The 14,906-nt window shown below is 68.7% G+C and carries 13 protein-coding genes; 9 read left to right on the top strand and 4 right to left on the bottom strand.

All coding sequences use genetic code 11. From position 1 onward, the window contains the following. Positions 1-44 precede the first annotated feature (44 nt). Positions 45-1,052: an ABC transporter substrate-binding protein gene (locus tag LPH33_RS16145; protein ID WP_016696256.1), complete on the bottom strand. Its 1,008-nt coding sequence runs from the start codon at positions 1,050-1,052 to the stop codon at positions 45-47. 270 nt (positions 1,053-1,322) lie between these two features. Between LPH33_RS16145 and ctaD the strand changes: the two genes are divergently transcribed. The 3 genes from ctaD to LPH33_RS16130 all read left to right on the top strand — a co-directional run bounded on the left by ctaD (position 1,323) and on the right by LPH33_RS16130 (position 5,320). After that, positions 1,323-3,083: a cytochrome c oxidase subunit I gene (gene ctaD / locus LPH33_RS16140; RefSeq protein ID WP_088897154.1), complete on the top strand. Its 1,761-nt coding sequence runs from the start codon at positions 1,323-1,325 to the stop codon at positions 3,081-3,083. A gap of 172 nt (positions 3,084-3,255) precedes the next feature. After that, positions 3,256-4,485 (top strand): phosphoserine phosphatase SerB, encoded by a 1,230-nt coding sequence (serB, locus tag LPH33_RS16135; RefSeq protein WP_016696268.1) that lies wholly within the window; start codon positions 3,256-3,258, stop codon positions 4,483-4,485. Next, positions 4,478-5,320: a peptidyl-tRNA hydrolase gene (locus LPH33_RS16130; RefSeq protein ID WP_229565140.1), complete on the top strand. Its 843-nt coding sequence runs from the start codon at positions 4,478-4,480 to the stop codon at positions 5,318-5,320. Before serB ends, LPH33_RS16130 begins: the two co-directional genes overlap by 8 nt. On the opposite strand, the gene LPH33_RS16125 is transcribed toward LPH33_RS16130, so the two are convergent. Beyond that, positions 5,304-5,804, bottom strand: coding sequence for a GNAT family N-acetyltransferase (locus LPH33_RS16125; RefSeq protein ID WP_016696270.1), 501 nt, complete (start codon positions 5,802-5,804; stop codon positions 5,304-5,306). The genes LPH33_RS16130 and LPH33_RS16125 overlap by 17 nt on opposite strands. After that, on the bottom strand, positions 5,801-7,960 hold the full coding sequence (glgX, locus tag LPH33_RS16120; RefSeq protein WP_026061917.1) for a glycogen debranching protein GlgX: 2,160 nt from the start codon (positions 7,958-7,960) through the stop codon (positions 5,801-5,803). Before glgX ends, LPH33_RS16125 begins: the two co-directional genes overlap by 4 nt. A 43-nt stretch (positions 7,961-8,003) precedes the next feature. On the opposite strand from glgX, the gene LPH33_RS16115 reads away from it, so the two are divergent. Genes LPH33_RS16115 through LPH33_RS16095 form a run of 5 tightly spaced genes read left to right on the top strand, consistent with a single transcriptional unit; the run spans position 8,004 to position 12,691 of the window. Beyond that, positions 8,004-8,834, top strand: a complete 831-nt coding sequence (locus LPH33_RS16115; protein WP_016696274.1) for an ABC transporter ATP-binding protein — start codon at positions 8,004-8,006, stop codon at positions 8,832-8,834. 44 nt (positions 8,835-8,878) lie between these two features. Continuing rightward, on the top strand, positions 8,879-9,712 hold the full coding sequence (locus tag LPH33_RS16110; protein ID WP_016696275.1) for an NUDIX hydrolase: 834 nt from the start codon (positions 8,879-8,881) through the stop codon (positions 9,710-9,712). Between the two features lie 10 nt (positions 9,713-9,722). Continuing rightward, positions 9,723-10,502 (top strand): enoyl-CoA hydratase-related protein, encoded by a 780-nt coding sequence (locus LPH33_RS16105; protein ID WP_016696277.1) that lies wholly within the window; start codon positions 9,723-9,725, stop codon positions 10,500-10,502. Positions 10,503-10,555: 53 nt separating this feature from the next. Continuing rightward, complete coding sequence (locus LPH33_RS16100; protein WP_016696278.1) at positions 10,556-11,533, top strand: class I SAM-dependent methyltransferase; 978 nt, start codon at positions 10,556-10,558, stop codon at positions 11,531-11,533. After that, positions 11,534-12,691: a THUMP-like domain-containing protein gene (locus LPH33_RS16095; RefSeq protein ID WP_016696279.1), complete on the top strand. Its 1,158-nt coding sequence runs from the start codon at positions 11,534-11,536 to the stop codon at positions 12,689-12,691. 25 nt (positions 12,692-12,716) lie between these two features. Here the strand turns inward: LPH33_RS16095 and LPH33_RS16090 are convergent, their stop codons facing one another. Next, positions 12,717-14,033 (bottom strand): PQQ-binding-like beta-propeller repeat protein, encoded by a 1,317-nt coding sequence (locus tag LPH33_RS16090; protein ID WP_229565138.1) that lies wholly within the window; start codon positions 14,031-14,033, stop codon positions 12,717-12,719. 93 nt (positions 14,034-14,126) lie between these two features. Between LPH33_RS16090 and LPH33_RS16085 the strand changes: the two genes are divergently transcribed. Then, positions 14,127-14,885, top strand: coding sequence for an acyltransferase (locus LPH33_RS16085; protein ID WP_160875687.1), 759 nt, complete (start codon positions 14,127-14,129; stop codon positions 14,883-14,885). Positions 14,886-14,906 lie beyond the last annotated feature (21 nt).

Raw genomic sequence — 14,906 nt, 5'->3', positions numbered from 1 at the left:
CGGACCAACTCCTGTAGGACGCTGCTCGGATCGGACGGCTCAGGCTATCCGGTCGTGTGACGATCGACGCCGAAGGTGTCCGCGAGGTCGTCCAGGATGCGGTGCGCACCCTGGATGCTCACCGGCATCATCCACACGCTGTCGTCGACCTCGACCTTCCGTCCCTGCAGGTTCTCCCACAGCGGATTGGTGACGAAGGGTTCGGCCGCCGCCTGCGCCTTGCCGTCGCCGAGGTCGTAGGTGGTGACGAAGACGACGTCCGCCTCGGCCTCGGTGATCAGTTCGGGGCTGATGGCGTTCATGATGCTCGACGGATCCGACGGATCGGGACCCTGGCTCGCGGGGCGGGCGAGACCGGCGTCCTCGAGCACGATGCCGCTGAACGAGGTGGTGCGGTACAGCCGGGCCGTCGGTTCACCGGCGAAGCGGACGATCGAGATCGTCGGGTTGCCGGCCTTGGCGTTGATATCCGCACCGATGGCCGCGGCGCGCTCCTCGTACTCGGAGATCTTCTGCTCGGCGAGGTCCTCCTTACCGATGGCCTGCGCGACGAGCCGGATGTTGTCCTTCCACGTCGGTCCGGTCGACTGGGAGAAGACGGTCGGGGCGATAGCGGACAGTTCCTCGTAGTTCTCCCCGTCGCGCACCTCCGCCGAGAGGATGAGGTCGGGTTCGAGCGCGGCCACCTGTTCGAGGCTCACGTCCGCGGTCTTGCCGACGGACACGGCGTCGGTCGCGTACTGCCGCGAGTCGCCGAGATAGTCGGGGAACTCGTCGGTGCGGTAGTCGACGTATCCGACGAGAGGTGCCTCGAGGAGGAGCACGGCGTCGGAGTAGCTCGTGTCGAGCGCGACGATGCGGGTCGGCTCGTTCTCGATCGTGGTGGAACCGCGGAAGTGTTCGACGGTCCGGGGGAAGCCGGCGGCCGAGTCGGACGCGGTGTCGGTGGACGAGGCGTCGGAGGTGTCGGCCGAACTGCAGCCGGCGACGAGGAGTCCGGCGGTCAGCAGTGCTGCCGTGAACCGGGCGGGTCGGGAGGAGAGAACAGGCACGGGTCGTCCTTCTGTGATTGTGGGGGGAAGTGCACCCTAACCCGGGCTGTTCGCGCGTGGTGAGGTCACCTGGCCTCGCCCCTGCATGTGAGGTGCAGCACAGGCTCGGATTGGGGTTCTCGGCTCCGCTCCAGGTAGCCTCGCGAGTCGAGTACGACAGTGAGTAGGACCCGGAGGGCGACCGTTTCGGGGAGGGTCTACGATTCGATGAGCGCAAGCCAGAGACCGTTCGCCTCCAGCCCGAGGTCGAGCGCGCATTCAGGAGGATTAGTGACTGCCGTAGCGCCCCAGCCAGTCCCAGAGATAGCTGCAGCAAGGCCGTACCCGCCGCGGCAGGGACCCAAGGGTTCGTTCATCTACAAGATGATCACGACCACAGATCCCAAGATGTTGGGGATCATGTACATGGTCACCTCGTTCGCCTTCTTCCTCATCGGCGGCCTGATGGCCCTGCTGATGCGCACCGAGCTCGCGGTCCCCGGCCTGCAGTTCCTGTCGAACGAGCAGTTCAACCAGCTGTTCACCATGCACGGCACGATCATGCTGCTGATGTACGCGACGCCGGTCGTGTTCGCCTTCGCGAACTACATCCTGCCGCTGCAGATCGGCGCCCCCGACGTCGCCTTCCCGCGCCTGAACGCCTTCAGCTACTGGCTGTACCTGTTCGGCGCCACGATCGTCATGCTCGGCTTCGTCACCCCCGGCGGTGCAGCGGACTTCGGCTGGACGGCGTACACGCCGCTCACCAGTGAGATCCACTCCCCGGGTGTCGGTGCCGACTTCTGGATCCTCGGCCTCGGCGTGATGGGTCTGGGCACCATCCTCGGTGGCGTCAACTTCATCACCACCGTGGTGTGCATGCGTGCACCGGGCATGACCATGTTCCGGATGCCGATCTTCACCTGGAACATCCTGATCACCAGCCTGCTGATCCTGCTCGTGTTCCCGCTGCTGACCGCCGCCTTCATGGGCCTGTTCGTCGACCGTCACCTCGGTGGCCACATCTACGATCCCGCCACCGGCGGTGTGCTCCTGTGGCAGCACCTGTTCTGGTTCTTCGGTCACCCCGAGGTGTACGTCATCGCGCTGCCGTTCTTCGGCATCGTCTCGGAGATCTTCCCGGTCTTCTCGCGCAAGCCGATCTTCGGTTACACCGGTCTGGTCTACGCCACGATGGCCATCGCGGCGCTGTCCATCGCGGTGTGGGCGCACCACATGTACGCCACCGGCGCGGTGCTGCTGCCGTACTTCTCGTTCATGACCTTCCTGATCGCCGTCCCGACCGGTGTGAAGTTCTTCAACTGGATCGGCACGATGTGGAAGGGCCAGATCACCTTCGAATCGCCGATGTTGTTCTCGGTCGGCTTCATCGTGACCTTCCTCTTCGGTGGTCTGACCGGCGTCATCCTCGCGAGCCCGCCGCTGGACTTCCACCTGCACGACTCGTACTTCGTGGTGGCGCACTTCCACTACGTGCTCTTCGGCACCATCGTGTTCGCGACCTACGCCGGCATCTACTTCTGGTTCCCGAAGATGACCGGACGCATGCTCGACGAGCAGCTCGGCCGCTGGCACTTCTGGCTGACCTTCGTCGGCTTCCACACCACCTTCCTGGTGCAGCACTGGCTCGGTAACGAGGGCATGCCGCGTCGCTACGCCGACTACCTGCCCTCGGACGGGTTCACCACCCTGAACACGATCTCCACCATCGGTGCGTTCGTGCTCGGTGCCTCGACGCTGCCGTTCCTGTGGAACGTCTTCAAGAGCTACCGCTACGGCCAGGTCGTCACGGTCGACGACCCGTGGGGCTACGGCAACTCGCTCGAGTGGGCCACCAGCTGCCCGCCGCCGCGGCACAACTTCACCGAGCTGCCGCGGATCCGCTCGGAGCGTCCTGCCTTCGAGCTGCACTACCCGCACATGGTCGAGAAGATGCGCGCCGAAGCGCATGTCGGCCCGGGCAGCGACAAGCACAACGTCAACGTCCTCGAGGGTGCCGACCGTACCCCCGGCGACCATCCGCGCGCCTGAGCGCAGATCGACGATCGACCGAAGCCCCACCCGTGCACCGGGTGGGGCTTCGGCCTTTCCGTGGGTCCGGACCCGCGAACGGGAGCGACGGTTCGACCTGCAACAATGGACGAGCGAGCCGGTACGCGCGTGCGTCCGCGTGTACCTCGACAGACAAGCGATCGGAGACGTAGTGGCGTCTGACAGCACGGTGCTGGTGACCGTGACCGGACCTGACCATCCCGGCGTGACCTCGGTGCTGTTCGCAGCGCTGACGCGGCACGACGTCGACCTCCTCGATGTGGAACAGGTCGTGATCCGCGGCCGGCTCACCCTCGGTGTCCTCCTCGTCTGCCCGACCGACGTCGAAGCGTTGCAGGACGAGGTCGAGTCCGCGATGGCCACCATCGGCATGCACGCCGACGTCCAGCTCGGTGCCGAGCGCGGCGCCCGCACCGTCTCGACCCACGCCGTCGTCGTGCTGGGCAGCCCGGTCAGCGCCAAGGCGTTGCGGTCGGTGGGCCGCACCCTCGCGGCCCAAGGCGCGAACATCGATTCGATCCGCGGTATCGCCGACTACCCGCTCACCGGCCTCGAGCTGATGATCACCGCGCCCGACACCAGCGTCGAGGCCGACGCCGCCCTGCGGCACGCCCTCGTCGAACTCGCCGCGGGGCTCGACGTCGACATCGCGGTGGAGCGCGGCGGTCTCGCCCGTCGTTCCAAGCGCCTGATCGTCTTCGACGTCGACTCCACGCTCATCCAGGGCGAGGTCATCGAGATGCTCGCCGCGCACGCCGGCGTCGAGGACAAGGTCCGCGAGGTCACCGAGGCTGCGATGCGCGGTGAGATCGACTTCGCACAGTCCCTCGAACAGCGCGTCGCGACCCTCGCGGGTCTGCCGGCGACCGTCATCGACGAGGTCGCCGAGCGGCTCGAGCTCACCCCCGGTGCCCGCACCACGATCCGGACGCTGCGCCGGCTCGGCTTCCGCTGCGGCGTCGTCTCGGGTGGTTTCCGTCAGGTGATCGACCCGCTCGCACACGAACTCGAACTCGACTTCGTCCGCGCCAACACGCTCGAGATCGTCGACGGCAAACTCACCGGGCGAGTGGTCGGCGACATCGTCGACCGCGCCGCCAAGGCACGAGCCCTCCGCGAGTTCGCCGACGAGGCGGGCGTTCCGGTCGAGCAGACCGTCGCGGTGGGCGACGGCGCCAACGACATCGACATGCTGTCGGCCGCGGGACTGGGCGTGGCGTTCAACGCCAAGCCGGCCCTGCGCGAGGTCGCCGACACCGCCCTGTCGTATCCCTATCTCGATGCGGTGCTCTTCGTCCTCGGTGTCACCCGCGAGGAGATCGAGGCGGCCGACCGCGTCGACGGAACCCTGCGGCGCGTCCCGATCGACGGCAGTGTCTGAGCTGGACCCCGCCCTCGCGGACACAGCAGCCGAGCCGGTCTTCGAGGCCGCACCCGATCGGGTCTTCGACCCGGCATCGGATCCTGGTTTCGCCGAGCGCCACGGCGTACTCACGCGTGGTTACGGGCACCGGCCCGACCCGGAGGATCCGGCGAAGGTGCAGGCGATGCCGATCGTGCTGCACATCCCGAAGGTCGATCCGCCTGCCCGCAGCGCGGTGCTCGAGGCGGCCGCGACGGCCACGGTGGCACTGTGTTTCGACCCGCGGGTCGGTCCCGGCCCGGACGGTGAACCCGGCCCGTGGCAGGAACCTTTCCTCGCGTGGAACGACGCGCGGATCCGGAAGGTCGCGCGTCGCGCCCGCGGAGCGCACTGGCGTGCCGCGCAGGACGTCGACGGAGTCACCGTCGACCACGCCGGCGCCCAGGCCCGGGCGTTCGTGCCCGGTCCGGTCGGGGAGCTGGATCCGCGCATCTCCCGATTGCAGATCGGTGGCACCGACCTGCCCCACGACGATCCGCCCCTACCGGCGGACGGTGTTCCGATCCTCTGGGTGCAGAAGGACCTCGAGATGACCGTCGGCAAGGCGGCCGCGCAGGTCGGTCACGCCGCGATGCTGTTCGCCGGAGCGCTGGACGTCGACACCGCACGCGCCTGGGCGACCGACGGATTCCCGTGTGCCGTCCGCGACGCGGACGAGGACACCTGGCGCGAGCTGCTCGCCCGCGTGGAAGCGGGCACGGCCGTCGCGGTCCGCGATGCGGGCTTCACCGAGGTGGCCCCGGGTTCGATCACCGTGATCGCGGTGCCGGGCACGGTCAGCGGACGAGCCTGACCTCGACCAGAGTCGTGCCGGGAAGGACCATCTCGGCCCCGTCGGGCCGGAAGCCGTTGCGCCGGTAGAAGGTATGGGCGCGAGGGTTGTCCTCGGCCACCCACAGTTGCGCCGGTTCCGCGCCCACGACCGCATCGAACAGTGCCTGTCCCGCACCGCATCCGTGGTGCTCGGGCAGCACGTACAGGGTGTGGAGCTGGAGCGCGCGAACGGGAGCATCGTCACCGATGGGGTCGCCCGCCGACGCGAATCCGACGATCCCGCCTTCGGTTTCCGCGACGCGCACGCGCAGGGTCTGCGGAGGGCGTCGGAGGATCGACCGCCACAGCGCCGCGTTCTGCTCGAATGCGTGGTGGTCGTAGAACGCCGCGGGAAGCAGGTGGCCGTAGGTGGCGCGCCACGTGATGTTCCGGACGCGCGCGATCGCCTCGGCCTCGTCGGGAGCGGGAACACGCACGCGGAATCCACCGACGGCGTCGATCATTCGCGCTCGATGGGGTCGTCGTCCGCGATCCGGAAGATCAGCACCGTCGGACCGTCGACCGGGTACGAACTGCCCACCCGCATCGGGGAGGTGTCCGCGGGCCTGCCGTCGGGGGCACTCGAATCGAAGACGCACACGATGTCGCCGCGATACCACTCCGGTCCGGCGAGGGTCACCGTGGCGGCATCGCCCGAATGCAGAACGAACAGGCCGCTGCTGTCCTCGAGAGTGACGCCGGTGCGGGTCACGGTGCCGAGTTGCGAGCCGTCGACCCAGCCCTGCAGCGTGCGGCGACTGTCGTCGTGCCACGCATCCTCGTCGAGTTCGATCCCCTCGATGCCGAACCACACCAGATCGGGATAACCCACGGAGCGAGCACGCCCCTCGAAGAAGCGTCGCTGCCGCAGCACCGGGACGCGCTTGCGCAGGCGGAGCAGTTCGCGCACGTAATCCGTTCGCGCACGGTCGGAGTCCTCCCAGTCCAGGGGCCAGGCGTCGCGGACGGGGACGTCCTCGGGGACGCAGTAGGCGTTGTTGTTGCCGTTCTGGGTGTGCCCGAACTCGTCGCCGGCGAGCAGCATCGGTGTGCCCGTCGACAACAGCAGCGTCGCGAGCATCGCCCGGATGTGCCGGTCACGGGCGGCGAGGACCTCCGGATCGTCGGTCGGCCCTTCGACCCCGTGGTTCACCGACTCGTTGTTGTTCGACCCGTCCCGGCCCTCCTCACCGTTCTCGTCGTTGTGCTTGCGCTCGTACGAGACCGCGTCGGCGAGGGTGAAACCGTCATGGGCGGTGACGAAGTTGACCGACATCCACGGCTGCCGGATGTTCCTGTCGTAGAGGTCCTCCGAACCGGTGAGCCGCGACGCCATCTCGCGGATCCCGGAACGTCCCGCCCAGTAGCGGCGCACGGTGTCGCGGTAGCGGTCGTTCCATTCGGCCCACTGCGCCCCGAAGTTCCCGAGCTGGTAACCGTGCGCGGTCGCGTCCCATGGTTCGGCGACGAGCTTGACATCGCAGAGGACGGGATCGGTGACGATCGCGGTGAGCAGCGCCGCCCGCGGATCGAACGCCCCACCGCGCGGACGGGCCAGCGCACTGGCGAGATCGAAGCGGAAACCGTCCACCCCCATCACGTCCGCCCAGTACCGCAGGCTGTCGCACACCATCCGCACGACGATCGGTGAGGACGCGTCGAGGGTGTTGCCGCACCCGGTCAGGTCGACATCCCGTCCGTGCGTGTCGAGCAGGTAGTAACCGGGCGCGTCGAGACCGCGCCAGGACAGACTCGGGCCGTCGACCGATGCTTCGCACGTGTGGTTGTAGACGACGTCGAGCAGCACCTCGAGTCCGGCGCTGTGGAAGGCGTCGACCATCGTCCGGAACTCGGCGATCTCGTTGCCCGGCGTGACGGCGTAGGCGGGATGCGGCGCGAAGTACGAGGCGGTCGAATAGCCCCAGTGGTTGCGCATCCCCCGCGCACGCACCGACGGTTCGGTCACGAAGGCCTGCACGGGCAACAGCTCGACGGTTGTCACCCCCAGCCCCACCAGATGATCGATCACCGAGCGGTGGGCGAGTCCGAGATAGGTACCGCGCAGCTCCGGCGGCACGAGCGGGTGGCGGGCCGTGTACGAACCGACGTGCAGTTCGTAGACGACGGTGTTCTCCCACGGCACGCGGGGCTTGTCGTGCATGGGGGTCAGGACGGGCGTCACCACCGACAGGGGTGTGTGCCCGAGCGAGTCGACGGTCGACATCGCACCGAACGGATCGCCCTGGTGGGGGATCAGCCGGTCCGGATCACCGACGTCGCCGACGATCCGCCGGGCCCACGGGTCGAGCAGGATCTTGTGCGGGTTGGTACGCAAACCCCACTGCGGTTGCCACGGCCCGTACGCGCGATAGCCGTACCGTTGCCCGGCGCCGACGCCGGGGACCACCCCGTGCCAGACCCCGTAGGTGCGGTCGGGCAGGTCCACGCGGTGTTCGTTCCCGTCGTCGTCGACGAGGCAGACCTGGACGCGATCGCTGTGCGGGGCGTGGACGGCGAAGCGTGTCCCACCGTCGACCGGGGTGGGTCCGAGCGGGAAGGCGGCGCGGTCGGGGAGCGCGACCGAGCCGGACACGACAGATTCGGATGCGGAGGACGACACGGGAACCGATCCTGCCGCGTTTCCGGCTCGGGCGTAAGAGAAGATGGTCCGCGTGGCACAACCTGATCCCGATTTGCTCATCGAATTCGACGACGTAGTGGTCCGACGCGGCGGGAACGTCCTCGTCGGTCCCGTGACCTGGAAGGTGGAACTCGACGAACGTTGGGTGGTTCTCGGACCCAACGGGGCAGGAAAGACCTCGCTGCTGCGGGTCGCGGCGGCCGAGACGTTCCCCACCTCCGGCACCGCGCACGTCCTCGCGGAGACGTTCGGAAAGACGGATCTGTCCGAACTGCGACCCCGGATCGGATTGTCCTCCGCGGCCCTGGCCAACCGGGTGCCGAACGACGAGAAGGTCACCGATCTCGTGCTCTCCGCGGGCTACGGCGTGCTGGGCCGGTGGCGCGAGCAGTACGACGACGTCGACACGAGCCGCGCGGTAGAGATGCTCGAGAGTCTCGGCGCGGAACATCTCGCCGACCGTCTGTACGGGACGCTGTCGGAGGGCGAACGCAAGCGTGCGCTCATCGCCCGGGCGCTCATGACCGATCCCGAACTGCTGCTGCTCGACGAGCCCGCTGCCGGTCTGGACCTCGGCGGTCGCGAAGAGCTCGTGGCCCGGCTCGGCACGCTCGCGGCCGACCCGGATGCCCCCGCGATCGTGCTCGTCACCCATCACGTGGAGGAGATCCCGCCGGGCTTCACGCACGCTCTGCTCCTGAAGGAGGGCGGTGTGGTCGCCCAGGGCCTGCTCGACGACGTGATCACCGCCGAGAACCTCAGCACGGCGTTCAGCCAGTCCATCTCGCTCGACAAGGTCGACGACCGGTTCTTCGCCCGCCGCACCCGCCAGGCGGGACGGCACCGCAGGTAACTCCGGGTCGGGTGGTGCCGGGACCGATCGGCTAGGTTGAGGCCATGTCCAACGATCGCTCGGCATCCACCTTCGATCCCACCGCGGTGCCCATCCGCGACGCGTCCACCGTGATGCTCGTGCGGGACTCCGCGCGCGGCATCGAGGTGTTCCTGCAGCGTCGTGTCGTCGGCATGGACTTCGCCGGCGGCATGACCGTCTTCCCCGGCGGCGGTGTCGACCCCTCGGACACCGACGCCGAGGTGCGGTGGACCGGCCCGGAGGTGACCTGGTGGGCCGAGCGGTTCGGTATCGGCGAGGCTCAGGCCCGCGCGCTGGTGCTCGCGGCCGTGCGTGAGACCTTCGAGGAGTGCGGTGTGCTGCTCGCCGGCCCCACCGAGGATTCGGTGGTGGCCGACACGAGCGACTACGCCGAGGCGCGTCGTCTGCTCGAAGCGCGCGAGCTGTCCTTCGGGGACTTCCTGGAGAAGGAGCAGTTGGTGCTGCGCGCCGACCTGCTGCGTCCCCAGGCGAACTGGATCACCCCGCTGGGGGAACGGCGCCGCTACGACACGCGTTTCTTCGTCGCCGCGGTGCCGGAAGGGCAGCGGGCCGACGGCAACACCAGCGAGACCGATCTGGTGCAGTGGCAGACCGCGGAGGAGGCCCTCGCCGACTGGCGATCGGGCCGGTGCATCCTGCTCCCGCCCACGTGGAGTCAGCTGTCGATCCTGTCGGGCTTCGCCACGGTCGCCGACCTCATGGCGGCGGACCCGGTCATCGAGCCGATCCTGCCGATCATGAGCCGCCGCGACGGGGCGGTCCACATCGCGTTCGACGGGGACGAGGCCTACTACGAGGTCGGTACTCATCCGTGGGCCCAGCGCTCCGACATCTAGGCTGAGGACCATGGCTGAATTCGTGACCCTCGACGTCTCCGACGGGATCGGCACCATCCGTCTCGACCGCCCTCCGATGAACGCATTGAACCGGCAGCTCCAGGAGGAGATCCGGGCCGCTGCGCGCGAGGCGACCGTCCGGTCCGACGTGAAGTCGGTGATCGTCTACGGCGGCGAGAAGGTGTTCGCGGCCGGCGCCGACATCAAGGAGATGGCCGACCTGAGCTACGTGCAGATGAGCGAGATCGTCGGCGACCTGCAGTCGGCCCTCGGGTCGATCGCCGACATCCCCAAGCCCACCGTCGCCGCGATCACAGGTTACGCCCTCGGCGGTGGCCTCGAACTCGCCCTCGGCGCGGACCGGCGCATCGTCGGCGACAACGTCAAGCTCGGCACGCCCGAGATCCTGCTGGGCATCATCCCCGGTGGCGGCGGCACCCAGCGGCTGGCTCGGCTCATCGGCCCGGCGAAGGCGAAGGATCTCGTCTTCACCGGTCGTTTCGTCGGCGCCGACGAAGCCCTGTCGATCGGTCTGGTCGACGAGGTCGTCGCCCCCGACGACGTCTACGAGGCTGCCCGTCGCTGGGCCGGGCAGTTCACCGGCGCCGCCTCGCGTGCACTCGCCGCTGCGAAGGCCGCGATCGACCAGGGTCTCGACACCGATCTGGACACGGGGCTGAAGATCGAACAGCACGTCTTCGCTGCGCTGTTCGCCACGAAGGACCGCACCATCGGCCTCGAGTCGTTCATCGAGAACGGGCCGGGCAAGGCGAAGTTCGTCGGCGAGTGATGCCGACCGGCACCCGCACTTGTCCGCAGCTTACCGATGAGTAGGATCACCGCATGACTGCCAGCAGGACCGACGGGGTCGACCCCGCGCCGAATCCGCACGCCACTGCCGAAGAGGTCGCAGCGGCCCTCGAGGACACCAAGCTCGCCCAGGTGCTCTACCACGACTGGGAAGCCGAGACGTACGACGAGAAATGGTCCATCTCGTACGACGAGCGGTGCATCGACTACGCCAAGGGCCGGTTCGTCGCCGCTGCCGGCGACCAGCCGCTGCCCTACGAACGCGCACTCGAACTCGGCTGCGGCACGGGCTTCTTCCTCCTCAACCTCATGCAGGGCGGGGTCGCGAAGACCGGTTCGGTGACCGACCTGTCGCCCGGCATGGTGAAGGTCGCGCTCCGCAACGCCGAGAACCTCGGTCTCGACGTCGACGGCCGCGTCGCCGACGCCGAGACCATCCCGTACGACGACGACACCTTCGACCTCGTGGTCGGGCACGCCGTGCTGCACCACATCCCGGATGTCGAGCAGTCGCTGCGCGAGGTGCTGCGCGTGCTCAAGCCCGGCGGCCGTTTCGTCTTCGCCGGCGAGCCCAGCACGATCGGCAACTTCTACGCCCGCATGCTCGGCCGGGTCACGTGGGGGGCCACCACCAACATCACCAAGCTGCCCTTCCTGCGCGACTGGCGTCGTCCGCAGACCGAACTCGACGAGTCCTCTCGGGCGGCCGCCCTCGAGGCCGTCGTCGATCTGCACACCTTCGATCCGTCCGATCTCGAGAAGCTGGCCTCGTCGGCCGGAGCCGTCGAGGTCAAGGCGTCGAGCGAGGAGTTCGCCGCAGCACTGCTCGGCTGGCCGGTGCGCACCTTCGAGGCCGCCGTCCCGCAGGAGAAGCTGGGCTGGAACTGGGCGAAGTTCGCCTTCGGCGGCTGGAAGACGCTGAGCTGGGTCGACGAGAACGTCCTCAAGCACGTCGTGCCCCGCAGCTTCTTCTACAACGTCATGATCACCGGTGTGAAGCCCGGCAAGTAGTTGGGCTACGACTTCACCCTCGCCGACGTCGCGTACCTGACGTCGGACGACGGCCGCGACGCTCTCGCGAGCGTCGCCGACCGGGAACTGTCGACGCGTACGCGCCTTGCCGACATCGGCTGGGCGCGTACGCGTTTCGGTGATCGTGCCGGAATGCTCGTCGAAACCGTCATCCTGCGGCGCAAGGCGGAGGCGAAGATCGCCGGTGGCGCCGGGTGGGTGCTCACCGACGACGCCCTGCAGCAGTCCACGCCCACGCGCGTCGCGGCCCACCGCGCCGAGCGGTTGCGCGGGCGCACAGTGCACGACGTGACGTGTTCGATCGGCGCCGAACTCACCGAACTCGTCGGGGTCGCCGAGACCGTGATCGGCAGCGATCTCGACGACGTGCGTCTGGCGATGGCCGCGCACAACGTCCCCCGCGCGTACCTCCTGCGCGCCGACGCCTTGCGTCCGGTCACGCGGGGGACCACCGTCATCGCCGATCCCGCACGTCGTTCGGGCGGACGACGGACCCACGATCCGGCGGCGCTGCAACCACCGCTGCCCGATCTCCTCGACGCCTACGCGGGCCGGGATCTCGCCGTGAAGTGCGCACCGGGACTGGATTTCGACTCGCTCGAATGGTCCGGTGAGGTCGAGGTCGTCTCGCTCGACGGCGGGGTTCGCGAGGCGTGCCTGTACTCGCCGGGGCTGAGCACTCCCGGCGTACGCCGACGGGCCGCGGTACTGCGTTCGGACGGAACCGGTTTCGAGATCACCGATGCCGCGGACGACGACATCCCGGAGCGGGAGCCGGGGGAGTGGATCGTCGACCCCGACGGCGCGATCGTGCGCGCCGGTCTCGTCCGTCACTACGCCGCCGCGCACGGATTGTGGCAACTCGACCCGCGGATCGCCTATCTCACCGGCGACAGCCTGCCCGACGGAGTACGGGGTTTCCGGATCGTCGAGCGTCTCAAGTACAGCGAGAAGACGCTCCGTCAGGCGCTCGCCCGCCACGACTGCGGTGCGGTCGAGATCCTCGTACGAGGTGTCGACGTCGACCCAGCGGTGTTGCGTCCGCGCCTGAAGCTGCGCGGGTCGGCCTCGCTCAGCGTGGTGCTCACCCGCATCGGCCGGACGCCGGAAGCCTTCGTCTGCACGCCGTCACGCTGACCGCCCGCGCGCGAACTCGCTGTCCTCACACGGACTGCGGTTCGCGCAGCACCACCACGTCGCCGTCGACGGTCGTGATCACGAACTCCCCGCCCGGGCCGACACCGGTCCCGACCGGCAGTCCGGTGGAGGGATCGAGGGGTTCCTCCTCGAGCGTCGCTCCGTCCGCGAGATCGAGCACCGCTGCTGCGAGAGCCCGATCGCCGTCGACGACCACATAGGCCCGGCCGTCGGCGGTCACCGCCGGCGCACCGTACGGAACCACGTCCGTCCGCTCCCACTCGACCTCGACGCTGTCGCCGGCGTCGCGCAGCGCCGTCAGCGGGGCGCTGCCGTCGGCCGACGCGAGGAGCAGCAGTCCGTCCTCCGTGACGGCGGGACCGAGCGCCGTGGGACGGCCGGTCTCGTGGGTCCACCGCGCCTCGCCCGTCTCCGCATCGAGCGCCCACAGGGCACCCTCCCCGTCGTGGACGTAGACGGTCGAACCGTCCGCGGACAGAACCGGACTCGTCACCGCACCTCCGGGAAGGTCGGGTACCGACCACTCCTCGGACACCACGGCGTCGTCACCGGCCGTGTAGCGCAGCGCCACGAGCGCAGATCGGTCCGCACCCGGACGCCACACGGTGACGAACACGCGGTCGGTGGCGGTGTCGACGGCCGGCGTCGTGGCGACCGGGCAGTCCTCCGAACCACCGAAGCAGGCCGGCAGGCCGTGATCGCTCGCGAGTCGCGGCAGGTTCTGCCCGTCCTCGACGGTCGGCACCGGCACGAGATCGAACAGCGGTGCCTCGAGGTGCCCCGTCTGCGGGTCGACGACGTTGACCTGACCGAAATGCGTGACCACCAACAGGCTTCCGTCGGAGGTGAACTGTGCGCTGCGGGGACTGCCGCTCACGGGAATACGCCAGCGACGCTGGCCGTGCTCGTTGAACGACAGCAGTCCGCCGTCCTCACCGACGTAGATGTTCGCGACCCCGTCGGAGACGGGCGTGATCGTCGTGACGGCCGGGGCGAGACGCGTGCACCAGCGCTTGCGGCCCGTGTCCATCTGGAAGGAGAACAGATTGCATCCGGCCTCCGTCGAGGCCGTCACGGAGACCTGGCCGTTGGCCGCGATGCCGGCGGGGGAGCCGACCGGGCCGCCCAGCGGACGCGTCCAGCCGGGCGCGAGGTCCTCGACACTCTCGGCGGTCGCGGTGTTGCTGTTGCGGGCATCGGAGTGCCGTCCCGGCCAGCCACCACTCGACAACACGTCGTCGGTGCCGGCCCCACCGCCGCACGCGCTCAGCGCGAAGACCACCGTCAGCGCCGGGACCGCGGTCCGCAGGACACCCCGCATCACTCAACTCCTCCACAGGCGAAAGATTCGACGTGTCAGCGTATCGGGCCGGGGGTCGTGAGCCGCGAACGAGGCGGACCGTAGGCTGCCCCTATGACGAGCATGTGGGGTGCACCTCTGACGGCGAGGTGGCGCGGGTCCCGTCGAAGGGATCCCGAACAGGCACGATTCCTGACGCTGTCCTCTCTGAAGTGGGTGCTGGACAACAAGGCGTACACGCCGTGGTACCTGGTCCGGTACTACCGCCTGGCGAAGTTCCGGCTGGCCAATCCGCACGTGGTGCTGCGCGGCATGGTCTTCCTGGGCAAGAACGTCGAGATCCACGCGACGCCCGAACTGTCGCGCCTCGAGATCGGCCGCTGGGTCCACATCGGCGACGGCAACGCCATCCGCTGCCACGAGGGTTCGCTCCGGATCGGCGACAAGGTCGTCTTCGGCAAGGACAACGTCGTCAACACCTATCTCGACATCGAGATCGGCGCGTCGACGCTGGTCGCCGACTGGTGCTACATCTGCGACTTCGACCATCGCACCGAGGACGTCACCTACCCGATCAAGGACCAGGGCATCGTCAAGAGCCCCGTCCGGATCGGTCCGGACACCTGGATCGCTGCGAAGGTGACCGTGCTCCGCGGCACCCGGGTCGGCCGCGGTTCGGTGCTCGGAGCGCACGCGGTCGTCAAGGGTGACATCCCCGATTTCAGTATCGCGGTGGGTTCGCCCGCCAAGGTCGTCAAGAACCGTAAGGTGGCGTGGGAGAGCGCCGCTGCCGAGCGTGCCGCCCGGGAGGCGGCGCTCGCCGATATCGCACGGAAGAAGTCGGGAGACACGCCCGCGGACGTGCGTCAGTAGCGACGCGGGCCGGGACACTGT

Origin of the sequence: Rhodococcus sp. RDE2 (genome assembly GCF_020885655.1) — a bacterium.
In the GTDB taxonomy this organism is placed as follows: domain Bacteria; phylum Actinomycetota; class Actinomycetes; order Mycobacteriales; family Mycobacteriaceae; genus Rhodococcus; species Rhodococcus pyridinivorans.
Note: the sequence above shows the minus strand (reverse complement) of the source record. Positions and strands in the feature narration are given on the sequence as shown.

Bases quoted from the DNA above. Each gene is read 5' to 3' on its own strand.
- LPH33_RS16105 (WP_016696277.1), top strand. From the start codon at position 9,723: ATGGCTGAATTCGTGACCCTCGACGTCTCCGACGGGATCGGCACCATC.
- LPH33_RS16110 (WP_016696275.1), top strand. From the start codon at position 8,879: ATGTCCAACGATCGCTCGGCATCCACCTTCGATCCCACCGCGGTGCCC.
- LPH33_RS16125 (WP_016696270.1), bottom strand. From the start codon at position 5,804: ATGATCGACGCCGTCGGTGGATTCCGCGTGCGTGTTCCCGCTCCCGAC.
- LPH33_RS16100 (WP_016696278.1), top strand. From the start codon at position 10,556: ATGACTGCCAGCAGGACCGACGGGGTCGACCCCGCGCCGAATCCGCAC.
- LPH33_RS16090 (WP_229565138.1), bottom strand. From the start codon at position 14,033: ATGCGGGGTGTCCTGCGGACCGCGGTCCCGGCGCTGACGGTGGTCTTC.
- LPH33_RS16115 (WP_016696274.1), top strand. From the start codon at position 8,004: ATGGTCCGCGTGGCACAACCTGATCCCGATTTGCTCATCGAATTCGAC.
- LPH33_RS16085 (WP_160875687.1), top strand. From the start codon at position 14,127: ATGACGAGCATGTGGGGTGCACCTCTGACGGCGAGGTGGCGCGGGTCC.